This is a genomic window from Streptomyces sp. NBC_00448 (assembly GCF_036014115.1).
In the GTDB taxonomy this organism is placed as follows: domain Bacteria; phylum Actinomycetota; class Actinomycetes; order Streptomycetales; family Streptomycetaceae; genus Actinacidiphila.
Genome location: NZ_CP107913.1, coordinates 3,809,676 through 3,835,049, shown reverse-complemented (window position 1 = coordinate 3,835,049; position 25,374 = coordinate 3,809,676). Strand labels below are relative to the sequence as shown.

At 73.5% G+C, this 25,374-nt stretch carries 15 protein-coding genes; 7 read left to right on the top strand and 8 right to left on the bottom strand.

The genetic code is table 11. The features are described from left to right. Positions 1–149: 149 nt before the first annotated feature. The gene (gene ppc, locus OG370_RS16145) at positions 150–2,882 is read right to left on the bottom strand and encodes a phosphoenolpyruvate carboxylase (protein ID WP_328464852.1); all 2,733 of its coding nucleotides are present in this window, start codon (positions 2,880–2,882) and stop codon (positions 150–152) included. Positions 2,883–3,080: 198 nt separating this feature from the next. On the opposite strand from ppc, the gene OG370_RS16140 reads away from it, so the two are divergent. Beyond that, positions 3,081–4,451: a sensor histidine kinase gene (locus tag OG370_RS16140; RefSeq protein WP_328464850.1), complete on the top strand. Its 1,371-nt coding sequence runs from the start codon at positions 3,081–3,083 to the stop codon at positions 4,449–4,451. 129 nt (positions 4,452–4,580) lie between these two features. Here OG370_RS16140 and OG370_RS16135 read toward each other — a convergent pair whose 3' ends face one another. The 5 genes from OG370_RS16135 to OG370_RS16115 form a co-directional block, all read right to left on the bottom strand. Next, complete coding sequence (locus OG370_RS16135; protein WP_328464848.1) at positions 4,581–5,483, bottom strand: DivIVA domain-containing protein; 903 nt, start codon at positions 5,481–5,483, stop codon at positions 4,581–4,583. A gap of 176 nt (positions 5,484–5,659) precedes the next feature. Beyond that, complete coding sequence (locus OG370_RS16130; RefSeq protein WP_328464847.1) at positions 5,660–8,302, bottom strand: SUKH-4 family immunity protein; 2,643 nt, start codon at positions 8,300–8,302, stop codon at positions 5,660–5,662. A gap of 8 nt (positions 8,303–8,310) precedes the next feature. Next, complete coding sequence (locus OG370_RS16125; RefSeq protein WP_328464846.1) at positions 8,311–9,321, bottom strand: SMI1/KNR4 family protein; 1,011 nt, start codon at positions 9,319–9,321, stop codon at positions 8,311–8,313. A 180-nt stretch (positions 9,322–9,501) separates the two neighbouring features. After that, a complete protein-coding gene (locus OG370_RS16120; protein ID WP_328464845.1) occupies positions 9,502–10,185 on the bottom strand; it encodes a hypothetical protein in 684 nt (227 codons plus the stop codon). Between the two features lie 288 nt (positions 10,186–10,473). Beyond that, positions 10,474–11,364 (bottom strand): hypothetical protein, encoded by an 891-nt coding sequence (locus tag OG370_RS16115; protein ID WP_328464843.1) that lies wholly within the window; start codon positions 11,362–11,364, stop codon positions 10,474–10,476. Between the two features lie 329 nt (positions 11,365–11,693). On the opposite strand from OG370_RS16115, the gene OG370_RS16110 reads away from it, so the two are divergent. Both OG370_RS16110 and OG370_RS16105 read left to right on the top strand, forming a co-directional pair. Continuing rightward, positions 11,694–12,203, top strand: coding sequence for a YwqJ-related putative deaminase (locus OG370_RS16110; protein ID WP_328464841.1), 510 nt, complete (start codon positions 11,694–11,696; stop codon positions 12,201–12,203). Beyond that, complete coding sequence (locus OG370_RS16105; protein ID WP_328464839.1) at positions 12,200–12,697, top strand: SUKH-3 domain-containing protein; 498 nt, start codon at positions 12,200–12,202, stop codon at positions 12,695–12,697. The genes OG370_RS16110 and OG370_RS16105 overlap by 4 nt, the downstream gene beginning before the upstream one ends. Positions 12,698–12,850: 153 nt before the next feature. Here OG370_RS16105 and OG370_RS16100 read toward each other — a convergent pair whose 3' ends face one another. Then, the gene (locus tag OG370_RS16100; RefSeq protein ID WP_328464837.1) at positions 12,851–13,606 is read right to left on the bottom strand and encodes an SDR family NAD(P)-dependent oxidoreductase; all 756 of its coding nucleotides are present in this window, start codon (positions 13,604–13,606) and stop codon (positions 12,851–12,853) included. A 204-nt stretch (positions 13,607–13,810) separates the two neighbouring features. On the opposite strand from OG370_RS16100, the gene OG370_RS16095 reads away from it, so the two are divergent. The 3 genes from OG370_RS16095 (at position 13,811) to OG370_RS16085 (ending at position 18,095) form a co-directional block, all read left to right on the top strand. Further along, positions 13,811–14,416: a TetR/AcrR family transcriptional regulator gene (locus OG370_RS16095; protein ID WP_328464835.1), complete on the top strand. Its 606-nt coding sequence runs from the start codon at positions 13,811–13,813 to the stop codon at positions 14,414–14,416. A 335-nt stretch (positions 14,417–14,751) separates the two neighbouring features. Then, the gene (locus OG370_RS16090) at positions 14,752–15,528 is read left to right on the top strand and encodes an ABC transporter ATP-binding protein (RefSeq protein WP_328464833.1); all 777 of its coding nucleotides are present in this window, start codon (positions 14,752–14,754) and stop codon (positions 15,526–15,528) included. Then, positions 15,525–18,095, top strand: coding sequence for an ABC transporter permease (locus OG370_RS16085; RefSeq protein ID WP_328464831.1), 2,571 nt, complete (start codon positions 15,525–15,527; stop codon positions 18,093–18,095). Before OG370_RS16090 ends, OG370_RS16085 begins: the two co-directional genes overlap by 4 nt. A 158-nt stretch (positions 18,096–18,253) precedes the next feature. On the opposite strand, the gene OG370_RS16080 is transcribed toward OG370_RS16085, so the two are convergent. Continuing rightward, the gene (locus OG370_RS16080) at positions 18,254–21,481 is read right to left on the bottom strand and encodes an N-acetylmuramoyl-L-alanine amidase (protein WP_328464829.1); all 3,228 of its coding nucleotides are present in this window, start codon (positions 21,479–21,481) and stop codon (positions 18,254–18,256) included. A 224-nt stretch (positions 21,482–21,705) separates the two neighbouring features. On the opposite strand from OG370_RS16080, the gene mfd reads away from it, so the two are divergent. Beyond that, positions 21,706–25,302 (top strand): transcription-repair coupling factor, encoded by a 3,597-nt coding sequence (mfd, locus tag OG370_RS16075; RefSeq protein WP_328464827.1) that lies wholly within the window; start codon positions 21,706–21,708, stop codon positions 25,300–25,302. The last annotated feature ends 72 nt before the right edge of the window (positions 25,303–25,374 follow it).

Genomic DNA, 25,374 nt, shown 5'->3' with positions numbered 1-25,374 from the left:
GAACCGCCGGCCAGATCCCCCTCGGCTGCCCACCCGTCCTTCTCACGCGGGCGCCCCGCGCAGGTTCCCCGCGCGCATCGCCCGCGGGTTCCCCGTCGCACGTTCCCCGCGCCGCCGGGTGGCGACGCGGGGAACGTGCGGGTGCGGTGTCAGCCCGTGTTGCGCAGACCCGCGGCCACACCGTTGACCGTCAGCAGCAGGGCGCGGGCCAGCAGCGGGTCCGGCTCCTCACCGCGGGCGGCCGCTTCGCGCTGCCGGGCGAGCAGCGTCACCTGGAGGTAGGAGATCGGGTCCAGGTACTGGTCGCGGATGTGGAAGGTCTGCGCCAGCACCGGGCTGGCGGCGAGCAGTTCGGACTCGCCGGTGATCCGCAGCACCTCGCGCACGGTCAGCTCGTGCTCCGCCTCGATCGTGGCGAAGACGTGCTTCAGCTCGTCGGGCACCAGGGTGTCGACGTAGTGGCGGGCGATCCGCAGGTCGGTCTTGGCCAGCGTCATCTCGACGTTGGACAGGAAGTTGCGGAAGAAGTGCCACTGGCCGTGCGCCTCCTCGATCACCGAGTCCAGGCCGGCCTCACGCGCCGCCTTCAGCCCGGAGCCGACGCCGAACCAGCCGGGCACGATCTGCCGGGACTGGGTCCAGCCGAAGACCCACGGGATGGCACGCAGGCCGTCCAGGCCCGCGCCGGAGTCCGGCCGGCGGGACGGACGCGAGCCCAGGTGCAGCTCGCCGAGCTGGTCGACCGGGGTGGAGGCGAAGAAGTACTTCGGCAGGTCCGGGTCCTCGACCAGTTCGCGGTAGGCGCAGTGCGCGGCCTCGGAGATGATCTCCATCGCCGAGTCCCAGCGCGCCAGCGCCTCGTCGGACTGCCGCGGCGCGGTGTGCAGCGCGGACGCCTGGAGGGTGGCCGCGACCGTCAGTTCGAGGTTCTCCCGGGCGAGCGAGGGGATCAGGTACTTGTCCGAGATCACCTCGCCCTGCTCGGTCACCTTGATCTCGCCCTCCAGGGTGCCCCACGGCTGCGCGAGGATCGCGGTGTGCGAGGGGCCGCCGCCGCGGCCGACGGTGCCGCCGCGGCCGTGGAAGAGCCGCAGCCGCACCCCGTGCCGGTGCGCGACGTCGCGCAGCCGGCGCTGCGCGCGGTGGATCTCCCACTGCGAGGTGGTGATGCCGCCGAACTTCGAGGAGTCGGAGTAGCCGAGCATGACCTCCTGCACGTCGCCGCGCAGCGACACCAGCCGCCGGTAGGAGGGGTCGGAGAGCATCTCGTCGAGCAGCTTGTCGGCGATCTTCAGCTCGTCGGTGGTCTCCAGCAGCGGCACGATGCCGATCTTCGCGACCCCGGCGTGCAGGTCGATCAGCCCGGCCTCGCGGGCCAGCACCGCCGCGGCGAACACGTCGTCGGAGCCCAGGCACATGGAGATGATGTACGACTCCACGACCTCCGGGCCGAACCGCTCGAACGCCTCGCGGATGGTGTGGAAGACGCCGAGCGTCTTCGCGCCCGCGGCGTCCAGCGGCGCCGGGCTCGGGGCCAGCGGGCGGCGCGAGCGCAGCTCCTTCGCGAGCAGCTTGCGGCGGTAGTCGCGCGGCATGTCCGAGTACCGCCAGGACTCCTCGCCGAGCCGGTCGAAGAGCTGGCCGAGCGCGTGGTGGTGCGCCTCGGCGTGCTCGCGCACGTCCATGGTGGCCAGTTGCAGGCCGAACGCGGCGAGCGTGCGGATCGTCCGGTCGGTGCGGCCGTCGGCGATCAGACCGCCGCGGTGGGCGCGCAGCGAGTCCTGGATCAGCTGCAGGTCGGTCAGCAGCTCGGTGCTGCCCAGGTAGTCCCGGCCGGGGACGTGCGGAGTGCCACCGGCCAGCCGCTCACGGGTGTTGACCAGCTTCTGCCGGACGCAGGTGGCCTTCAGCCGGTAGGGCTCCTCGGCGTTCAGCCGCTTGTAGCGGGGGCTGATCTCCGGCAGCGCCACCAGGTCGTCGGAGAGCGAGTCCAGCAGCTCCTGGCTCGCGCCGGAGTTGCGGATGGAGTTCGACAGCGCGCCGCGCAGGAAGTCGACCAGCTCCAGCGCGTCGGTGATGCCGTGCTCGTGCTGGAGGATCAGCACGTCCCAGGTCACCTCGGGTGTGACGTTGGGGTTGCCGTCGCGGTCGCCGCCGATCCAGGTGCCGAAGGTCAGCGGGCGGGTCTGCGGCGGCAGCGGCACCCCGACCCGCTCCAGCTCCGCGGCCAGGTCCTCCAGGACGTCGCCGACCGCGCCGGCGTGCAGCTCGTCGAGGTAGTAGATCGCGTTGCGGGCCTCGTCGGCCGGCTCGGGGCGGACCACCCGCAGCTCGTCGGTCTGCCACAGCAGGTCGATGTTCTCGGCCAGCCGCAGGTCCGCGCGCCGCCGGTCGCCGGAGGAGACCGGGGTCTGGTCCAGCAGCTCGGCGATCCGGCGCAGCTTGTTCAGCACCGAGCGGCGGGCCGCCTCGGTGGGGTGCGCGGTGAAGACCGGCCGCACGTTGAGGTTCTGCACGCTCTCCCGCACGTGTACGGGGTCGCCGTCCTTGAGCAGGTCGGCGGTCTGGGCCAGCAGGCTGCCCTCGTTGGCCCGGCGGGAGCGCAGGTCGCGGCCGCGGTGCACCTGCTCGGTGACGTTGGCCAGGTGGAAGTAGGTGGAGAAGGCGCGGACCAGCTTCGCCGCGGTCTCCAGGTCGGTCTCGCCGAGCAGTGCGGCGGCGGCCTCGCCGTCGCTGCGGGTCAGTGCGCGTACCTTCTCGACCAGGTCGAGGAGTTCCTGGCCCTCTTGCCGGACGAGGGTGCCGCCCAGCAGTTCGCCCAGGCGTCGGATATCGGCTCGCAGGGCGGTGCTGCTGTCCGGTGGGGTGTCGGCGCTGCTCACAGGTGCGGCTCCTTGTGCAGTGGGATGGGCGACGGCTTGGGAGACGAGTGGGTACGAACTCGGGTACGGGGACTCGCGGACCGCGCTGTCCGACCGGTCCAGGATAGGTCGGGGGCCGCGCGGCGAGACGCCCGGCCCAACAGACGGACACCAGGACGGGCCGTTCCCGTGCTCCGGGTACCGCCTACGCTGGACGGCATGAGTACGACGGGGGCGCGCGTACCGGACGAGGAGGCCGACGCGGCACACGCGCGGTCCTGGTCCGGCCTGTGGTGGTGGACGAGGCGGCGAAGTGTCGCGCTGGACGTGTCGCTGGCGGCGGCCTCGGCGCTGGAGGCGTCCTTCGAGGGCGCCACGTTCGCGGCGAGGATCGGGATCGTCAGCGGACTGGGCGCGCTGATCGGGTTGCTGGTGGGCGCGATGCTGGTGCTGCGCCGGCGCTGGCCGATCGCGGTGGTGCTGGTCGCGATCGCGGTCACCCCCGCGCAGACCGGCCTCATCCTGTCCATGGTGGGCTTCTACACCCTGGCCGCGTCCGAGGTGCCGCGCCGGCTGACGGCGCTGTTCGCCGGGATGAGCGGCCTGGGCACCATGCTCGTCGCCTTCGTGAGCATCGAGTCCAGCGTGCGGCACTCCAGCAGCCGGCTCGGGCTGCCGCTGGTGCTGGCCATCTCGATCCTGGTCGCCTTCGGCCTCACCGCGCCGCCGGTGCTGTTCGGGCTGTACGTACGAGCCCGCCGCCGGCTGGTGGAGAGCCTGCGGGACCGGGCCGACGGGCTGGAGCGCGAGCTGGAGCTGCTGGCGGAGAAGGCGCTGGAGCGGGCCGAGCGGGCGCGGGCGGCCGAGCGGGCCCGGATCGCCCGGGAGATGCACGACGTGGTCGCGCACCGGGTGAGCCTGATGGTCGTGCACGCGGCCGCGCTGAAGGCGGTGGCGCTGAAGGACCCGGCCAAGGCGTCGGCCAGCGCGGAACTGCTGGGGGACATGGGGCGGCAGGCGCTCACCGAGCTGCGGCAGATGCTCGGGGTGCTGCGTTCGGCCTCGGGTACGGGGACGGGGGATGCGGCGCCTCGGGCGAAGTACGCGGGTGGCGCGGCGGACCCGGCGGCCGGCGAGGCGGGGGTCGATGCCGCGGTCGAGGCAGGGGCCGAGGCGGGGCTCGGCCACGAGCCCGACGCCGGGCCGAGCCTGGCGGAGCTGGCGCAGCTCGTACAGGAGTCGCGGGCGGCCGGGATGGGGGTCGAGCTGGCCGTCGAGGGCGAGCAGCGGCCGTGCGGGCGGCGGATCGAGGCGACCGTCTACCGCGTGGTGCAGGAGGCGCTCACGAACGTGCGCAAGCACGCGGTCGGGGCGAAGGCGCAGGTGCGGCTCGCCTACCGCGAGGCCGAGGTGGCCGTCCTCATCGTCAACGGCCCGGCCGAGGCGGTGGTCGCCACGGCGCTGCCGAGCGGCGGGCACGGGCTCACCGGGATGCGGGAGCGGGTCACCGCCCATGGCGGCGGGTTCGCCGCCGGCCCCACTCCCGACGGCGGCTTCCGCGTCTCCGCCATGGTCCCGACGGCGCCCTGACCCCCGGGGCACCCCGCAAGGGGCGCGTGGGCGCGAACAACCCTCCAACGGCAGGTGCTCCCCGAACCGGCAGAACGGGGCACCCCGGTGGGCCAGGGGGCGCCCCACGCGTCAGCGGCGCCGCACGCGTCAGGGGCGCCCGGTCAACTCCGAGAGCGTGGCCTTGATGTGCGCGAGGTGCGCCCGCACCTCGTCCCGGTGCATCTCGTGCTCCCGCAGCACCCGCTCCGCGTCCCGCCGCACCCTCTCCTCATGGGTGCGCGCCTCCGCGATCAACGCGTCGGCCCGCGCGTCGGCCTCGGCCTGCTGGTCGCGCAGCGCCGCCTCCGCGTCGGCCCGCTCCTGCTGCGCCTGCGCCAGCCGGCGTTCCGCGTCGGCGAGCAGCCCGGACAGCCGGCCGTCGACCACGGCCTGCTGCTCGGCGAGTTCCTGCTCCAGGCTCTCGACCCGCTCGCGCTGCTCCGCGTCGACGGCGGCCCGGTCCCGGTCGACCTGCTGCTGCATCGCGTCGAGCGCGGCGCCGGCCTCGCCCCGTACGGAGTCGGCCTCGGCGCGGGCGGCGCCGAGGATCTCCGCGGCGCGCCCGCACGCCTCGTCCAGTACGTGCTGGGCCTGGTCCTCGGCGGCGGAGAGCCGTGCGGACGCGGCCGCGCGGGCCTCGTCCTGGAGGGTGCGGCGGGCGGTGTCAGCGGCGTCCCGGGCGTACTGCGCCTCGACCTCGGCGCGTTCGCGTACCGCGGCGGCCTCGTCCTCGACCATCTGGAGCAGTTCCTGCGCGCCGGCGCCGAGCCGGGCGAAGTCGGTCGGACCGAGCGCCTCGACCTGCTGCCGCAGGGAGGTGCACTCGGCGTCCATCTCGTTGGCGAGCACCGTCAGCCGGGCGGCCCGCTCCCAGGCCGCGTCCCGGTCCTCGGACAACTCGTCCAGGAAGCGGTCGACCTGGTCCGGCCGGTAGCCGCGCCCGCGCGCCGCACCGAACCTCTCCCGTGCCTCCGGCTGCGTCTGCGTCGATGCGGACGTATCACTGCTCATGGCCACTGCCCCTCGCGACGTCGGGCCGTTCCCGTGTTCCCATTTATCGCTTATGCCCGAATTGTACGAGCCTCGACACTCCGACTGTCTCCTACCCCGGAAACACGGACGGGCCGAGCGGAAGACGCAGCTTCCACCCGGCCCGCACGAAACGGCCGCACATCCGTACGGTCCGCCTACAGCAGCCCGTCCCACATCTGCTCGACCAGCACCGACCACCAGTTGTCGGGCGAGGCGATCGCGGCCGGGTCCTGCGCGGCCAGTTGGGCCTGGAAGTCCACCGTCCAGTGCCCGGCCTGCTCCGGCGTCAACCCGATCCGCAGCCGCCACATCCGGCCCAGCAGCGCCATGCAGCGGGCGAACTCCGGCAGGCTGGAGTTGACGAACTGCGGCTGCGCCGGCTGCCCGCCCGGCCCGGCCTCCAGCGGCACCGCGACGATGTGCGCGGTGCCGTACTGCACGCACAGCTGGCGGCCGAAGTCGTTGCCCATCACGAGGTACGACCCGGCGTCCGCGGCCGGCTGCACCCCGCGCTGCGCGGCCAGTTCGGCGAGCGTGGGCACCGGCTGACCGGGCTGGGCCTGCGCCCAGAAGAACGGCGAGAAGTCGACCGGCAGCCCCGACCACACCAGCGTCTGGGCCACGATGTCCGGCACGCCCTGCCGGGACACGGCCCGCTGCTCGAACCTGAACACGCCCTGCGGCCCGAACGCGCTCGCCACCTCCTGGCCGATCACGTCGAGACCGACCGGCGGCACTCGCAGCACGCTGTGCGGATCGGGCATCGGCACCCGCTGCGGCTGCGGCCGGGCCGGGGCGCCGGCCACCTGGTGCAGCTCGCCCTGGTGGGTGAGCAGGTGCTGGACGCCCTGCCGGCGGCCGGCGTGGTCGCGGCCGTACGGCGCGGTGTGGCTGATCCGCACCTGCGGCCAGGTCTCCCGGATCATCCGGGTGCAGTAGCCGCCGGGCAGATCGCAGGACTCCAGCTCGGTGTGGAGTTCGAGCACCTGCTCCGGACGGATGCCCAGCGAGCGCAACTCGTGCAGGATCTGCCACTCCGGGTGCGGGGTGCCCGGCGCCGACCGCCGGATGAGCTGCTGCTCGCTGCCGTCCTGGCCGCGGTAGCGCAGCACCGCCATGTAGCCGGGGCCGACCGTGGGCACCGCTCCGCCCTGCGGGTAGCCGTATCCGGGCGGCGCGGGCGGAGCCATCGCCGGCCCGCCCATGCCGGGTGGCGGCGGGGGCGGGGTGCCCATGCCGGGCGGCGGCATGCCGGGTCCGGCGAGCATGGTGGCCGCGTAGTGCGGGTCGTTGGCCGCGGGCGGCGGGGTGCCGGCGCCGGGGGGCGGGGGCGGGGTGCCCATCCCCGGGGGCGGCGGCGGAGCTCCTGCTCCGGGCGGCGGCGGGGGCGGGGTGCCCATGCCGGGCGGGGGCAGGGTGGGTCCGGCGAGCATGGTGGCCGCGTAGTGCGGGTCGTTGGCCGCGGGCGGCGGGGTGCCGGCGCCGGGCGGCGGAGGCGGCGGGGTGCCCGCGCCGGGCGGGGGCGTGCCCATGTACGGGGGCGGCGGGGGAGGGCCGCCCGCGCCGGGACCGGGCGGGGGCGTGCCGGGTCCGGCGAGCATGGTGGCCGCGTAGTGCGGGTCGTTGCCCGCGGGCGGCGGGGTGCCCGCGCCGGGTACGGGCGGACCGGAATACGGCGGCGGGGGCGGGGTGCCCTGAGCCGAACCCTGCCCGAGGCCCTGACCCTGGCCCTGGCCCGGTGCCTGGCCCTGGTTCGGCTGCCGGCCGATGTCGGCGGGGCCGGGGCCCACGGGCGCGGCCGGACCGGCCGGACCGCCCGCGCTGCCCGGCGGCGGCAGCGGAACCGCCGGACCGCCGGGCGGCGGGTACTCGGAACCGCCGATCGTGTGCGGCACCCCGGGCCGGGCCGGGGGTGCCGGCTGCTGTTGCTGTTGCTGCGGTGCGGGCCCGGTGCGGGGCAGCGAACTCCCCCCGGACAGCAGCTCGGTCCTGGCCTCCGCGCCCGTCGCCGGCTCCTCGGCCTGGTCCGTGTCGCTGATCGGCGGGGCGAAGACGGTCGCCGGCACCGGGACGGACTGCCCCTCGCCGGAGTCGCTCACCGTCTTCCCGGCCCAACTGCCGCCGCCCGAGCTCTGCGAGGGCACCGAGCCGGGCCGCCGGTAGTCGATGCCGCCCGAGGCGGAACCCGCGGGGCCCTGCGCGCCGCCGCCCGCCGATCCGGCGGACCCGGACCCGGAGCCGGCCGCCGCCGCTGCCTGCTGCCCGTCCGGCTGCTCGGCCGCGCCCGGACGGGAGGCGCCGCTGTCGCCGGGGCGCCGGTAGTCGATACGGCCGCCGGTCGAGGGCGCCGGCTCCCCGGCCGCCGGGGCGTCACCCGCCGCGGGAGCGGGAACCGGGGGCTGCTCGGCGGCGGACGGGCGGCGGTCCGGGATGCCCATCCGGTCGGCGGCGTCCTGGAGCCACTGCGGGGGGCTGAGCAGGAACGAGGTCGCTTCGAGGTCGAGTCGCTGGGGCGGCTCGGGCGCCGCGTCATCGGGCACCGGGCCGTACTCCTCCTCGTAGCGGCGAATGAGTTCGCCGATGGGCAGGGCGGGCCACAAGGTGGCGTCGCCGCTGTCACGGGCGATCACCACCCGGACCGACCCCTCGTCGGAGGACGGGCCGTCCTCCCGGGCCTCGGACCACACCACGAAGCCCAGGTCGAACTCACGGACCCGGATCTCCCGGGTCTCGTACGCGGGGACGTCCGCGTTCACCCAGCGCTCCGCGCGCTCCTGCGCCTGCGCGAAAGTGACCATGTGCTGTCTCATCCCTCCACGGCTACGGCGTCGGCGAAGCCGCCGTCGACCATCAGATTCGCGACCGTGTCCAACTCGGGTGGATTGCCGGCCAGTCGCAGCAGGAACTCGTCGAACGAGTCGCCGCAGGGCAGCAGCAGGTCGGCCACCCGGTCCGCCGGGGTGTCCCACCCGTCGCCGTCGCGCGCGTCGTCGTAACCGCAGAACCAGACGGAGCCGGTGCCCTCGCCCTTCACCCGGACCACGAGGAGGCCGCCTTGGACGTAGCCGATCGCGAGGTAGTCCTTGGTGAGGTGGTCGCGCAGGCACTTGTTGACGTACACCAGGTCGTTGACCGCCGCGTCGTCGCGGACGGTGAAGAACGGCTGGTCCAGCAGCAGGCCGAGGCCGGGGTCGAGGGCGACGCCCTGGGGGGCGCAGCCGCCGGCCGCCTTCAGGAACGCGCGGTACGCGCCGGGCAGGCGGTACCCCAACTCCTCCTCCACGTCGCGGACCTGCTGCTCGGTGACCGCGACCGGCTCCTTGGGCAGCCCGAAGTGCACGGGGCGGGTTTCCTGGAGCGGGCGGGTGCCGCGCTTGGTGTGGTCGGCCACCGAGGTGGCCAGCCCGCCGTGGTGCCGCAGCAGCGACTTGACCTCGACCGGCACCAACTCCAGCCGGCGGCTGCCGCGGACGTGGTGCCAGGTCCAGCCGTGCGGGGTGGCCACCGGCAGCAGGTTGCCCCACAGTTCGTGTCCGGCCGCGTGCAGGGCGGCGTTCGCCGAGACGTAGTCCGTCAGGCGCAGTTCGTCCACGCCGAAGCCCTCCGGAGGCTCGGCTATCTCCGCCGCCGCGCGGGCGTACGGCGAGAAGTCGGGGTAGCCCTCGTCGTCCACCCACACGCCTTGCGGGTGGCGGGCGGCCCGGACCGGGTCGGGAAAGTGCACGACCTGTCCGGCGTAGGCCGCGTTCGGTGGCGCGGCCTGCGCGGCGGCTACGGGTCCGGGAGGTGATCCCAGCCCTTGCGGGCCTGTGGTCATGGCGGTTGCCCCCTGCTGCGTCTGAGCTGATGACGACAGCCTAGGGGGTCCGGCAAGAGCCGCGCGGGTCCCGTCCTCGTCCCTGTGGACAACTCGGCCACCGCCATCCGGATCGCCCCGATCGGCCCCGGATCGGCCCGGTTTCGCGCCGGCTCCCACCCGCCGCGGCCGGTACGGGTCTCAGCTCCTGCCCGCCGCGGCCCGCAACTTGGCGACCTGCTTGCTGGCGATCGCCGGCCGCAGCGACGCGGTCTTGTGGTCGGCGCGGACGGTCTCGAAGGCGGCGGTGGAGTCGCCGACCCGGACGACGGTGACCAGCGCCACCCCGGAGGCCCCGAGGGCGGGGTCGGTGACGGTGTAGGTGACCCGCTGGTCGCCGTAGGTGCCGGCGGTATCGGCGGGCCCGGTGGACGGGTCGACGCTCTTGACCGTGAACTGCGACGTCCGGCCGTTGCGCGTGACCTTGTAGCCGGGGCAGTGGGCGATCGCGGTGGACAGCTGGTCGAGGACCTGCTTCGCGCGGCCGGCCGGATACGACGCCACGACCTCCAGCGAGATCGTCTTGGCGCCCGCGTCCTTGGCGGCGGTGTCGGTGACCAGCGCGCCGGTGTAGACGGTGCGGACCAGCTTCGGCTTGAGGCTCCACTGGTCGGCCACCGGCTGGCACGCGGCGGGGTCGGTGGTCTGCTCGTCGCCCAGGAGTTGGCTCGTGCTGGTCGCGGGCACCACCTTGAGGTGGTCGAGGTCCTTCGCCGTGATCACCGAGCGGGTCAGCTTCCGGGACGCCGCGCTGCCGCTGTCCTTGCTCTTCCCGCCGCCCCCGCAGGCCGCGGTGAGCGCAAGCGCGGGCAGCAGTACGGCCACTGCCAGCACCTTGCGGCTACCGGTCGGTAGGCGACGGCCTGCGCGTATCCGCATCGATGAGTACCCCTGTGTCGTGTGCGGGCCCGGCTGCGCGGCGCCGCCCCTGCCCGCGTGCCGCGTCCGGTCCGGAGCGTCCCGGCCCGGCCCTCGCGGGCGTGGGCCCGCTGCCGCGCGACTCTACGGCACCGGGCCCGCCCTGCCTCCTATGGCACTGCTCACAACACGATCACCACACGGTCACGGTGACGCACTCCTCCTCTCCGGCCGCCGTCCCGTGCGCGGCGCCGCTCACTTCCGCGCGGCCAGGGCCGCCCGCAGCTTCCGGTCCTCCTTGCGGGCGACCTCCAACGGCACCTGCCCGGCGCCCCCTTCGGCCTTCGTCGACAGGTAGGAGGTCACGGTGTCGCCGGTGCGCACCACCGTCACCAGGGCCGCGCCGGTCTTCTTGTCCGCGGTGTCGGTCATGACGTACGCCACCGACTCGTCGCCGACCTTCACCACCGGGCCCTTCCCGACCCGGAAGGGCGTGCGGGTGCCGTTCTGGTCGCGGGCCTCGAACGCGGTGCAGGTGGCGAGCGCGCCCTTGATCGCGGCCATCACCTTCCGCGCGTCGCCCGGGGCGTGGCTGGCGATCAGCATCCGGTCGATCTCGTCCGGGGCCGCGCCGGCGGTGGGGGTGGCCTCGGCGAAAGTGGCGCCGACCGAGGCCATCCGGTGGATCGCGGGCTGCGAGCTGCTGACGTCGGCCAGCGGCCGGCACTCGGGCTTGTCGGCGACCAGCACCGGCCGGCCGCTGGTGTCGTCCTGCGCGCCCAGGTCGTCGGGGTCGAAGCCCCCGGCCGGTGCGGTGGTCGCGGTGCCGTCGTCGGTCTGCGTCATCTCGATCACCCAGCCGGGCACGTCATGGTCGGTGACGAGCGCGCGGGAGAGCTGGGCCACGCTCAGCGGCGCCTTGCCGGCGTCGGCGGACGCCTGGGCCGCGGAACGCCCGCCGCCCTTGCCGCCGTCGGCGTCGGTGGAACCTGAGGAGCCGGACGAGCAGCCGGCCGCCAGCAGCAGCGCGGGCAGCACGGCGAGGGCGGCGGCGCGGGCCCGGGCGCGTGGGGGACGCCGCAGGCGGGGAACACGTCGTACACGGCGGGTGCTCGGGGCGTCCGCGTCTCTTCGGGCACGGTGCATGGGGTCACGTTCCCTGGGTCGTGTGTGTGGGGGGATCGGCGCCGGCTCGCGGCGCCGATCCGATCCTCCCGGTCGCGAACGGCCCCGTAAACGGCGCGCGGTGACGCTGTGACCGCGCTGTGTGCCGGCGGCCGGCCGGTGAACGGCGGCAGATGTGCGCGCTGCGTGTCCATGGCGCCGACGTAACGTCACAAGACGGTGACATGGCCCACACGGGAAGGTCGCCACACCGCGTTCCGCTTCCCCATCGGATGGCCTGTTTGGCACTCTGATTCGGCATACGGGGGAGCTGCCGCCTTGGGCGGATGGATGACGGAACGGGGCAGGATATGACAACTCGCCTACCAGCGGCGGACACCGCCGACCCGAGGCTGAGCTGGAGCGCTGCCCGCGACCCGCTGGAGCCCCCGGTGCTGCGGCACCGCAGGGACGGCATCCTGCCCGCGATCGCGGCCGCGCTGTCCATCCGCGACGAGGTGCTGACCTGCACCGGCGCCAAGGGGGAGCAGCCGCCCGTGCTCCACCCGATCGTGCAGGAGTTCCTGGACGCGCTGCCGGTCGCCCAGCGCGAGCGGTTCACCGGGCGGTGCCCCGAACCGGTGCTGATTTCACGTCACCTGACGGCGGTGGAGGCGACCCGCGGCAAGCGGGCCTCGCGCCGCCCGCTCACCCAGGGCGAGGCCCGCAAGGCGCTTCGCGGCGCCAAGCTCACCGCGCGCCGGATACGCGAGGACGGCGACCCCGCGCACGGCGCCTACGCGCCGCCCTGCCGCTCCTGCGCGCCGCTGCTCGCGCACTTCGGGGTGCGGCCGTTCGACCCCGGCGTGGGGCGGGCGTGAGCGCGGGCACGGCCGGCGGCACGCGCTTCCCGGTGGGCGTCGACGCCGCGCTGCGGGCGGCCGGGTGGCAGCCGGGCCGCTGGGACATCAAGCAGGCCGAGGAGTGGGCGGACCGGCTGCGCGGGCACCTGTCGCCGGGCGGCCACCAGCACGCGGTCTTCCCGGCCGCCGTCGAGGCGTGGGCGGAGTTCGGCGGTCTGACCATCCCCCCGGTGTCCGGGCCGGGCCGGCAGGTCGCGCCCGCTCCGGTCGTCGTCGACCCGCTGCGCGGCCTGCACCTGGCCCGCACCTTCGGCGACCTCGGGCGCGCCCTGGAGACCGAGATCAGCCCGATCGGCGAGGAGTCCGGGTCCGGCGCGCTGCTGGCGATCGACCCCGACGGCAGGGTCTACGCGGTCGACCACACCGGCGACTGGTACGTCGGCGCGGACATCGACCGCGCGCTGGCCGCACTGCTCGGCGGGGTCCGCCCGGTCCGCCTCACCATGAGCTGAGCCGCCCCGAGCAAGGCGCCCCGCCCTGTAGGGCGGCCCGAGCAAGGCGCCCCGCCCCGTAAGGCGGCCGCCCGGCCCGGCCGCATGCCCCGCCCGCAAGTCCGCCCGGTCCGCCGCGCCCTCCGCCCCTACCGCTCACACCGCTCACACCGCTCACACCGCCGTGAACCCGCCGTCCACCGGCAGGATCGCCCCGTGGATGTGCGACGCCTCGTCGCAGGCGAGGAAGGCCACCGCGGCGGCCACCTCGTCCAGGCGGCCGAGACGCCCCGAGGGAGTGGTCGCCAGGAGCGGCCCGAGCTGGTCCGCGTTGGCGATGTTCTCCTCGGTCGCGGTCGGGCCGGGGGCGACCGCGTTGACCCGTACGCCGCGCGGACCGTACTCCGCCGCCCAGGACTTGGTCAGGGAGTGCACCGCGGCCTTGGTCATGCTGTAGAGGGCGGAGTTGGCCCAGCCGCTCGTGCCGCTGATGGAGCCCATGTTGATCACGACGCCGCTGCCGCGCTCGGCCATCGCGGGCACCAGCGCGCCGGTGAGCTGGAAGGCGGACTTCACGCTGACCGCGTAGGCGGCGTCCAGGGTCGCCTCGTCCACCTCGGCGGTCGGGCGCGGTTCGAGCAGCAGCGCCGCGTTGTTGACCAGGATGTCCAGGCGGCCGCCGACCGCGGCCAGGGTCGCGTCCGCGAGGCCGCGTACGGCCGCGCCGCCCGCCGCGAGGTCGGCCGGCACGAACACCGCCCGGCCACCGGCCGCCTCGATCTCCTCCGCCACCGCCTCGCCGCGTTCGGCCCGCCGGCCACTGACCACGACCAGTGCGCCCTGGGCGGCAAGGGTGCGGGCGACCTGCGCCCCGATGCCCGATGTCGAGCCCGTGACCAGGGCGGTCCTGCCGTCGAATCGCCGTTCCATGACTGTCGTCCTCCTGGGTGCTGCCCTCGACTGGTGTCTCCGGTGGCACGCGGTGCTGCGGCGCGCCACCCGGTGCCACCCGTCGCGCGACCTCGGCGTTCTCCCGACGCCTGGTCGTGCTCCCCGGTGGCACGGCCGAGCGTGGCACCCAGAAAGTGGACCAGCAAGTCCAGAAAATGTGCCGAGGTGTGCGACGCTGGGGGCATGACGCAGCAGCCGGTCGGGTTCACCGCGAAGGGCCGGGCCACCCGGCAGCGCATCGTCGAGGGCGCCGCCGCCGAGATCCGCGCCCGGGGCGCGGTCGCCACCACCCTGGACGACGTCTGCCGGGTGACCGCGACCAGCAAGAGCCAGCTCTTCCACTACTTCCCCGGCGGCCGGGAGCAGTTGATGTACGCCGTCGCGGAATACGAGGCGGACCGGGTGCTGCTGGACCAGGAGCCGTACCTGAGCGACCTGACCTCCTGGGCGGCCTGGGACGCGTGGCGCGACGCCGTGCTCGCCCGCTACCGCCAGCAGGGCACGACGTGCCCGCTGGGGGCCCTGATGACCCAGTTGAGCCGCACCACGCCCGCCTCGCGCGAGGTGACCGCGCGGCTGCTCGAACAGTGGCAGCGCAAGATCACCGACGGCGTGCTGGCGATGCGCGACCAGGGCGCGGTCGCGCCGGGCGTCGACGCCGGGCAGGCGGCCGCGGCGCTGCTCGCCGGCATCCAGGGCGGGGTGTCGATCCTGCTGCAGACCGGCCGGCTCACCCACCTCGAAGCCGCGCTCGACGTGGGCATCTCGGGGCTGCGCGCGGGTGCCTGACGGCACGTCGGCCGGGGCCGCCGACCGCCGACCCTGAGCCGCGTCTCCGACCGTGGTACCAGACCCCTAGGGGGAGACACCTACTTTCGGCGCCCACCGGTTCGTACCGGCGGATGACGATCGGCTGCCGGGCGGTGCCTACGGTCATAGGGCGGGATGGAACCGCTCACCCGCACCTCGGAGGTGGGGATAGCCCCACCCCCGATCCGGAGACCTGCCCCATCGTCAGGTGCGGCACACTCCGGCAGGCTCATGGACACAAGGGCGATCGGCGCCCCGCACGCACGCGGTCACGTACGACGACACCACCACGGGAGACAGAAGTGACGACGGCTATGACGGTTCCCACAGCCGGGGGCAGCGGAGAACGTACGGCCGTTGCCGCCGCAGGACGCTCGGTGACCAAGGCGTACGGCTCGGGCGAGACCCGGGTGGTCGCGCTGGACGCGGTGGACGTGGACATCGCCCGCGGGCGCTTCACCGCGATCATGGGCCCCTCCGGCTCCGGCAAGTCGACCCTCATGCACTGCCTGGCCGGTCTCGACACGGTCAGCGAGGGCCGGATCTGGATCGGCGGGACCGAGATCACCCACCTCAAGGACAAGAAGCTCACCCAGCTGCGCCGGGACAAGATCGGCTTCATCTTCCAGTCGTTCAACCTGCTGCCGACGCTGAACGCGGCGGAGAACATCACGCTGCCGATGGACATCGCCGGCCGCAAGGTCGACCGCGAGTGGATGGACCGCGTGGTGGAGACCGTCGGCCTGGCCGGCCGGCTCAAGCACCGCCCGACCCAGCTCTCCGGCGGCCAGCAGCAGCGCGTCGCGGTGGCCCGGGCGCTGGCCGCCCGGCCGGAGATCATCTTCGGCGACGAGCCGACCGGCAACCTGGACTCCCGGGCCGGCGCCGAGGTGCTCGGCTTCCTGCGCCGCTCGGTCGACGAGCTCGGCCAGACCATCGTGATGGTCACCCACGACCCGGTCGCCGCCTCCTACGCCGACCGCGTGCTCTATCTCGCCGACGGCCGGATCGTCGACGAGATGGTCAGCCCGACCGCCGAGTCGGTGCTGGAGCGGATGAAGTCCTTCGACGGTCGCGGGAGGACCTCGTGACCGTCTTCAAGACGTCGGTGCGCAACTTCTTCGCGCACAAGGGCCGCATGGCCCTGTCCGGGGTCGCGGTGCTGCTGTCGGTGGCGTTCATCTGCGGCACCCTGGTCTTCACCGACACCATGACCGCCACCTTCGACCGGCTCTTCGGCAACACCGCCTCCGACGTCACCGTCAGCGCCAAGGAGGTGAAGAACGAGCAGGCCACCGGCATCCCGGACACCCTGCCCGCCTCGCTGCAGGCCACGTTGGCGCACGTGAACGGCGTCGTCTCCTCGGTGCCCGACGTCACCAGCCAGGACGTCACCGTCGCCGACGCGCACAACGACAAGATCAGCCCGTCCTCCGGCGCGCCGACCGTCGTCAGCAACTGGGACTCCACCGAGACCAAGGCGGTGAAGCTCACCTCCGGCCACCTGCCCACCTCGGACACCGACGCCGTGATCGACGCGGACACCGCCAAGGCGAAGCACCTGAAGATCGGTGACACGCTGCGGGTCATCGCGCAGCCCGGCGACTTCAAGGTCACCCTCAGCGGCATCGTCACCTTCAAGTCGACCAACCCCGGCGCCGCCGTGGTCTACGTGGACACCGCCGTCGCGCAGTCCAAGCTGCTCGGCCGCGCCGACGCCTACACCGGCTACGGCCTGACGGCCGCCAAGGGTGTCTCCGACGAGCAGCTCAAGGCGAACGTGAAGGCGGCGATCGGCGGCCACTACACGGTCGACACCGCGAAGGAGACCACGAAGAAGCAGGAGGACGACCTCGGCGGCTTCCTGAACTTCATGAAGTACGCGATGCTCGGCTTCGCCGGGATCGCGGTCCTGGTCGGCATCTTCCTGATCGTCAACACCTTCTCCATGCTGGTCGCCCAGCGCACCCGGGAGATCGGCCTGATGCGGGCGCTCGGCTCCAGCCGCCGCCAGGTCAACCGGTCGGTGCTGATCGAGGCGGTGATGCTCGGCGTCAGCGGCTCCGTGGTCGGCATCGGCGGCGGCATCGGCCTGGCCATCGGGCTGATGAAGCTGATGGGCAAGGCCGGTCTGAAGCTGGACAGTTCCGAGCTGACCATCAAGGCCACCACCCCGATCGTCGGCCTCGTCATCGGCGTCGTCGTCACCGTGGTCTCCGCGTACATCCCCGCCCGCCGGGCCGGGAAGATCTCCCCGATGGCCGCGCTGCGCGACGCCGGCACCCCGGCCGACGCCAGGGCCGGACGGATCAGGGCCGCGATCGGCGTGCTGGTCTGCGCCGCGGGCGTGCTCGCCCTGGTCGCGGCATCCCAGTCGGACAAGGCGTCCTCCGGCGGCGGGATGCTCGGTATCGGCGTGCTGCTCTCGCTGGTCGGCTTCGTCATCGTCGGCCCGCTGCTCGCCGGCGTGGTGGTCCGCGCGGTCAGCGCCGTGGTGCTGCGGTTCTTCGGCCCGATCGGCCGGCTCGCCGAGCGCAACGCGCTGCGCAACCCGCGGCGCACCGGCGCCACCGCCTCCGCGCTGATGATCGGCCTGGCGCTGGTGGCCGGCATGTCGGTGGTCGGCTCGTCCATGGTGGCCTCCGCCAACGACCAGCTCGACAAGTCCGTGGGCGCGGACTTCATCATCGAGGTCGGCAGCAACGGCTCGCAGCCGATCACCCCGGCCGCCGCCAAGGCGATCAGGTCGGCGTCGGACCTGGACCACATCACCGACTACACGATCGTCAACGGCACCATGACCACGCCGTCCGGCAAGAAGATCAAGGGCCAGCTCAGCGCCGCCGACAGCACGTACACCCAGGACGTGCAGCTGGCGACCACGCAGGGCAAGCTGTCCGACGCCTACGGCAAGGACGCGATGTCCGTGCCGGAGCAGTTCGCCAAGGACAACCACGTCAAGGTCGGGGACACCATGACCGTGGCGCTGGTCGGCGGGCGCACCGCGCACCTGAAGATCGCCGCGGTCACCAAGGGCGGCACCGCCCTGGAGAACGGCACCCTGTTCACCAGCATCGACACCGCGCGGACCTACCTGCCGGCGGACAAGATACCCGGTGACTTCCTGATGTTCGCCAAGGCCGCCGACGGCAAGGAGAAGGAGGCGTACGCCTCCCTGAAGGCCGCGACGCACGACTACCCGCAGATCGACGTGCGCGACCAGGCCGACTACAAGCACCTGATCAAGGACCAGGTCAACCAGCTGCTCTACATGATCTACGCGCTGCTGGCGCTGGCGATCATCGTGGCGGTGCTCGGCGTGGTCAACACCCTGGCGCTGTCGGTGGTGGAGCGGACCCGGGAGATCGGCCTGATGCGGGCGATCGGCACCTCCCGGCGCCAACTGCGGCGGATGATCCGGCTGGAGTCGGTGGTCATCTCGCTCTTCGGCGCGCTGGTCGGCCTCGCGCTCGGCCTGGGCTGGGGTTCGGCCGCCCAGCAGGTGCTCGCCTCCCAGGGGTTGCAGATCCTGCGCATCCCGTGGAGCACGATCGTGATCGTCTTCGTCGCCTCCGCGGTCGTCGGTCTGCTGGCCGCGCTCCTGCCGGCCTTCCGGGCCGCGCGGATGAACGTACTGAACGCGATCGCCACCGACTAGGAAGGCGGCCCGGCCGGACCCCGGGCGGCGGACGGGCCGTTCCCCGGCCCGCACGTGACACGGCGGCCCCGGATGCGCAGGACTTCTGCGCTCCGGGGCCGCCGCGTCATGTGCCCCGCGCACGCCGCCCGCAGCGGGCGGCGTGCGCGTTCCGGCGTCTAGGACGTGAAGTAGCCGGTGATGTCCGCCAGCAGGTTGACGCTGCCGGCCGAGTTGTAGAAGTCGACCTTGCCGTCGACCACCGGGACCACCACCAGGTTCGGGATGGTCTGCCCGGTCGGGAAGTTGAGGCTGGAGGTGTTCGGCCGCGTGGTGCTGTCGGGGTAGACGATGACGTGGCCGGTGGTGGTCGGGCTGACCGCGGTGACGTTCATGACCACCGCCGTCACCCCGCTCGCGGGCAGGCCGCCGTGGCCGGTGAGCGGCAGGGTGACGGTCTTGCCGCCGCCGACCGCGCCCTTGACGCCGCCGGTGCCGTTGCGGGTGTCCATCAGCCGCGTCGGCCCGGTGGAGTGGAAGAGCGAACCGCTCGCCGCGTAGTAGCCGGTGACGTCGGCGAGCAGGTTGACGCTGCCGGCCGAGTTGTAGAAGTCGACCTTGCCGTTGACCACCGGCACCGTCACCAGGTTCGGAATGGTGGTCTTCGCCGGGAAGTTGAGGCTGGAGGTGTCCGGCTGGGTGGTGCCGTCGGGGTAGACGATCAGGTGGCCGGTGGCGGTCGGGCTGACCGCGGTGACGTTCATGACCACCGCCGTGACCCCGGTGTCGGGGATGCCGGTGGTGCCGCCGGTGACCTGGAGCGAGACCGTCTGACCCGCCGTCACCGGACCGGTCACCCCGCCGGTGCCGTCACGCGTGTCCATCAGCCGCTCGGGGCCGACCGGATCGAACCGCGACCCGCTGCTGGACGAGGTGTAGTAGCCGGTGACGTCGGCGAGCAGGTTGACGCTGCCGGCCGAGTTGTAGAAGTCCACCTTGCCGTTGACCACCGGCACCACGACCAGGTTCGCGATCGTGCGGCCCGCGGGGAAGTTGAGGCTGGACGTGTTCGGCTGGGTGGTGCCGTCGGGGTAGACGATGACGTGGCCGGTGGCGGTCGGGCTGACCGCGGTGACGTTCATGACCACGCCGGTCACACCGCTGCTGGGCACCCCGCCCTTGCCCGCGACCTGCAGGCTGATCGTCTTGCCCGCGCCGACAGCGCCCTTGGTGACGCCGGTGCCGTTGCGGGTGTCCATGATCCGGGTCGGGCCCGCCGCGGTGAACGTCCCGGCCGGCGGAACCACCGCCGAACCCGCCGTGACGTCGCTCGCCTTGACGAAGCCGAGCCGGTGGTTGAACCGGATCGGGTAGTAGACGGTCGTGCCCACCACCCGCGTCTGGTCGCCCGGCGCGCTCTGGTCGATGTTCTTGGCGTAGTAGTAGTCGGCGTTCACCGGGTCGTCGGCGACGTACGACTGGCCGGCCGGGATCGTGTAGCCCAGCGGCGCCACGATCTGGGTGTCCTCGCTCGCCACCCCGGCGATCACCGACGGGTACGCGGACGCCTCCGGGTAGGCCCGGCCGTACACCGGGACCGCGCTGCTGCCGGCCGGTGTGACCACATGGCGCGCGGTGTTGCCGTTCGCGACCGCGAACCGCCCGCCCGGGTTGGAGAACCACGCCTTCTGGCCGCCGTACCAGATCGCCGTCCAGTCGCCCTGGACGCCGGCCACGACGAACGACTGCCCGGCGACCGCCTTGTCGGTGACGTCGGCGGCCTGCGTGGTGCCGTTGGCGACCTTGTTGGCCGCCATCACCGAGTCGCCGATCAGCGCGGCCGACGAGGACGGCGAGGTGCGCAGGTAGACGAAGCTGGTCGGCTGCGCGGCGCACGGGTTGGAACTGCAACCGGTGACCGTCGGCTCGTTCGCCGAGGTGAACGGCGGGTCGATGGTGATCTCGCCGCCCACCACCGGGGTGCCGCCGCCACCGGGAGTGGCGCCGAGCAGGTCCAGGTAGTGCGACCAGTTCCAGTACGGGCCCGGGTCCCAGTGCATGCTGGTGAGCTGCGCGGTCTGCGGCGAGGGCACGTCGTCGTGGCCGAGGATGTGCTGCCGGTCGAGCGGCACGTCGAACCGGTTCGCCAGGTAGCGCACCAGCGCCGCCGACGACTCGTAGAGCGACTCGCTGTACCAGGACGCGCCGGAGATCGCGATGCCCTCGTGCTCGATGCCGATCGAGTGCGCGTTGATGTAGTAGTTGCCGGCGTGCCAGGCCACGTTCTTGGTCTGCACGACCTGGGTGACCAGCCCGTCGGAGGAGCGCACGATGTAGTGCGGGGTGGCGTACTGTGTCGGGTCCTGGAATATGCCCAGCGCGCTGCTGTAGCTGCCCTCGGTGTCGTGGATGACGATGTACTTGATGGAGTTGCCGTCGGCCGGGCGGTTCGCCAGGTCGTAGCTGCCGTACTTCGACTTGTCGTTCGGGTCGGTCTGCTTGTAGGCGGCCGGCACGTAGTTGCACGTCAGGCCGGACGGGCACTCGGGCGTCGGGTTCGCGGCGGGGGTGGCGGTACCGGCCGCGCCGGCCTTCGTCTCCTGCGCGGCCTCCGCGGTCGCCGAGGGCAGGCCGAGGTCCTTCAGGGCCGAGGTCCTGGGCGCCACGGCCGGCTCGGCCGCGAGCGTGACCAGCTGGCCGTCGGCGGTGGTGCGCGAGGCCCCGGCCCGCAGCGTGGTGTAGACGCGGTCCGCGTACTGCCCGGCGCCCTGGGCGTCGGTGGACTGGCTGAAGCGGGCCACGGCGCCGTACCAGGCGCCCGGGTCGGCCGGCAGGGAGCCGGCCAGCTGCTTCTCGTAGTGCGCGAGCAGCGCGGCGCCGCCCCGGACGCTCTGCAGCGGGTCGCTGCGCAGGCGCGCCTGCGACGTCCCGGTCAGCGCGGCCGCCGCGTCCAGCGTGCGGTAGGCGGCGGTCGGGCCGACGGGAGTCGGTGCGGCGGTGGCGCGCGGCGCGGCCGGGGCGGCGCTGCCGCCCTCGCCGCGCTGGCCGCTGTCCGGCGCGGTGCCCGCGGCCCGCAGGGCGGCGGTGTCCACATGGGTCAGGCCCATGACGTTGTAGTTGCCGGTGGTGCTGGGTGCTCCGGCGTGCGTGTCCCACAGCGACTGGTGGTAGGCCACCGCCATGAGCAGGCCCTCGGGCACGTGGAACTCCTTCGCGGCGCTCGCGAAGTCCCCCTGCAGCGTGTCGCGCGCGGTGCCGGCTGTGCTGCCCGCGGCGCTCGCGCCGCTCCTGGCCGGTGCGGCCTGCGCCACACCCGTCCAGGACAGTGCGCCCGCGACGACGGCCGCCACCGCCACCGTCCACGCTCTGCGCGGCCCCCCGTGGCGCCCCTGATCTGCCTCTCTCAAGGCCCCTCCCCACAATCCTCGGTTGCCGGGGCCCGGTGTGCCGGGCCCGAAGCTGGCAACGTAGCAGCACGCTCCCCGGGCGAGGAGGCGCCAGGAGCGGTCCGGCGGTGGCTGTCACCGGTACGTCGTACGCTGGACGTACCCCCGGCCCGTGCGACGTGTCGGGCGCTTCGCGTTGCTCTGCCCACTTCTTTCGGGCCCACTTCTTTCGGGACGGAACCCTGATGAGTCTGAACGGTCTGGTCGACGTCGTCGTCGAGGACGCCGCTCTCGCCGAGGCGGTCGAGTCCGCCGCCGCGGGCAACCGCCCGCAGGTGGACCTGGTCGGTCCGCCCGCCGCGCGCCCCCTGGTGGTCGCCGCGCTGGCCGCCCGCGCGCGCCGTACGGTGCTCGCGGTCACCGCCACCGGCCGCGAGGCCGAGGACCTGGCCGCGGCGCTGCGCTCCCTGCTGCCGCCGGACACGGTGGCGGAGTACCCGTCGTGGGAGACGCTGCCGCACGAGCGGCTGTCCCCGCGCAGCGACACCGTGGGGCGGCGGCTGGCGGTGCTGCGCAGGCTGGCCCATCCGCACGCCGACGACGTGGTGGCCGGCCCGGTCCAGGTGGTGGTCGCGCCGATCAGGTCGGTGCTCCAGCCGCAGGTCAAGGGGCTCGGCGACCTGGAGCCGGTGTCCTTGCGCAGCGGTGGCAGCGCGGATCTGGACGCCGTGGTCGACGGACTGGCGTCGGCCGCGTACGCCCGGGTGGAGCTGGTCGAGAAGCGCGGCGAGTTCGCGGTGCGCGGCGGCATCCTCGACGTCTTCCCACCCACCGAGGAGCACCCGCTGCGGGTGGAGTTCTGGGGCGACGAGGTCGAGGAGATCCGCTACTTCAAGGTCGCCGACCAGCGCTCCCTGGAAGTCGCCGAGCACGGCCTGTGGGCGCCGCCCTGCCGCGAGCTGCTGCTGACCGAGCAGGTCAGGGCCCGGGCGGCGGCCTTGGCGGCCGAGCACCCCGAGCTGGACGAGCTGCTGGGCAAGATCGCCGAGGGCATCGCGGTCGAGGGCATGGAGTCGCTGGCCCCGGTGCTGGTCGACGACATGGAGCTGCTGCTCGACGTGCTGCCGGCCGGTTCGATGGCGGTGGTCTGCGATCCGGAGCGGGTCCGCACCCGGGCCGCGGACCTGGTGGCGACCTCCCGGGAGTTCCTGGAGGCGTCCTGGGCGGCCTCGGCGGGCGGGGGCTCCGCGCCGATCGACCTGGGCGCCGCCTCCCTGTGGTCCATCGCCGACATCCGGGAGCACGCCCGCCGCCTCGGCACCCCGTGGTGGTCGGTGAGCCCGTTCGCCGCCGACGAGCAGGGCGCCGCGCCCGCCGGACCGTACGACGAGCGCCCGTCGCTCGGGCCCGAGCTGGAGTTCGGCGACACCCTGCGGCTGGGCATGCACGCCCCCGAGCTGTACCGCGGCGACACCGCCCGCGCGCTCGCCGACACCAAGGGCTGGCTCGCCGAGGGCTGGCGCACGCTCTACGTCACCGAGGGCCACGGCCCGGCCGCGCGGCTGGTGGAGGTGCTGGGCGGCGAGGGCATCGCGGCCCGGCTGGACCCGGAGCTGACCGACCCGGCCGTGCTGGCGCCCTCCGTGGTGCACGTGGCGACCGGCTCGCTGGAACACGGCTTCGTGGACGCCGCGCTGAAGCTCGCGGTGCTCACCGAGACCGACCTGTCCGGGCAGCGCTCCACCGCCAAGGACATGGGCCGGATGCCGTCGCGGCGCCGCAAGACCATCGACCCGCTCACCCTCACCGGCGGCGACTACATCGTGCACGAGCAGCACGGCGTCGGCCGCTATGTGGAGATGGTGCAGCGCACCGTCCAGGGCGCCACCCGCGAGTACCTCGTGGTGGAGTACGCCCCGGCCAAGCGCGGCCAGCCCGGCGACCGGCTCTTCGTCCCCACCGACCAGCTCGAACAGGTCACCAAGTACGTGGGCGGCGAGGCCCCCTCGCTGCACCGGCTCGGCGGCGCGGACTGGACCAAGACCAAGGCGCGCGCGAAGAAGGCGGTCAAGGAGATCGCCGCCGACCTGATCCGGCTGTACTCCGCGCGGATGGCCGCGCCCGGCCACACCTTCGGCCCCGACACGCCCTGGCAGCGCGAGCTGGAGGACGCCTTCCCGTACGCGGAGACGCCCGACCAGCTGACCACCATCGCCGAGGTCAAGTCGGACATGGAGAAGTCCGTGCCGATGGACCGGCTGATCTGCGGCGACGTCGGGTACGGCAAGACCGAGATCGCGGTGCGCGCCGCGTTCAAGGCGGTCCAGGACGGCAAGCAGGTGGCGGTCCTGGTACCGACCACCCTGCTGGTGCAGCAGCACATGGGCACCTTCGCCGAGCGGTACTCCCAGTTCCCGGTGAACGTCCGCGCGCTGTCGAGGTTCCAGACCGACGGCGAGGCGAAGGCGGTCCTGGAGGGACTGCGAGAGGGCTCCGTCGACCTGGTGATCGGCACCCACCGGCTCTTCTCGTCGGAGACGAAGTTCAAGGACCTCGGCCTGGTCATCGTCGACGAGGAGCAGCGCTTCGGCGTCGAGCACAAGGAGCAGCTCAAGAAGCTGCGCGCCAACGTCGACGTGCTCACCATGTCCGCGACGCCGATCCCGCGCACGCTGGAGATGGCGGTCACCGGCATCCGCGAGATGTCCACCATCACCACCCCGCCCGAGGAGCGCCACCCGGTGCTGACGTTCGTCGGCCCGTACGAGGAGAAGCAGATCGGCGCCGCCATCCGCCGCGAACTGCTGCGCGAGGGCCAGGTGTTCTACATCCACAACCGGGTGGAGTCCATCGACCGCGCCGCGGCGCGGCTGCGCGCCATCGTGCCGGAGGCGCGGATCGCCACCGCGCACGGGCAGATGGGGGAGTCGCAGCTCGAACAGGTGGTGGTGGACTTCTGGGAGAAGCGGTTCGACGTGCTGGTGTCCACCACGATCGTGGAGTCCGGCATCGACATCGCCAACGCCAACACCCTCATCGTCGAGCGCGGCGACACCTTCGGGCTGTCCCAGCTCCACCAGTTGCGCGGCCGGGTGGGCCGCTCCCGCGAGCGCGGCTACGCGTACTTCCTGTACCCGCCGGAGAAGCCGCTCACCGAGACCGCGCACGAGCGGCTGGCCACCATCGCCCAGCACACCGAGATGGGCGCGGGCATGTACGTCGCGATGAAGGACCTGGAGATCCGCGGCGCGGGCAACCTGCTCGGCGGCGAGCAGTCCGGGCACATCGCGGGGGTCGGCTTCGACCTGTACATGCGGATGGTCGGCGAGGCCGTCGCGGACTACCGCAACGCGCTGGAGAGCGGCGGCGAGCCGGAGGAGGAGCTGCTGGACGTGAAGATCGAGCTGCCGGTCGACGCGCACGTCCCGCACGACTACGCGCCCGGCGAGCGGCTGCGGCTCCAGGCGTACCGGTCGATCGCCGCCGCGAACAGCGAGGAGGACATCGCCGCGGTGCGCGAGGAGCTGGCCGACCGCTACGGCAAGCTGCCCGAGCCGGTGGAGAACCTGCTGCTGGTGGCCGCGTTGCGGATACTGGCTCGCAAGGTCGGCGTCGGCGACATCACCCTCCAGGGCGGCAACGTCCGCTTCGGACCGGTCGAGTTGCGCGAGTCCCAGGAGCTGCGGCTCGGCCGGATCTACCCGCGCTCGGTGATCAGGCACGCCACGAAGCAGGTGCTGGTGCCGCGCCCGGCGACCGCCCGGATCGGCGGGAAGCCGGTGGTGGGCCGTGAACTGCTCCAGTGGACCGCGGAGTTCCTGACCACGGTGCTCGACAACTAGGCACGAGGCAGCCGGCTGCCCGGCTGCACGAGGCGCCCGCGGTACGGCGGGCGCCTCGGCGTTGTACCGGCC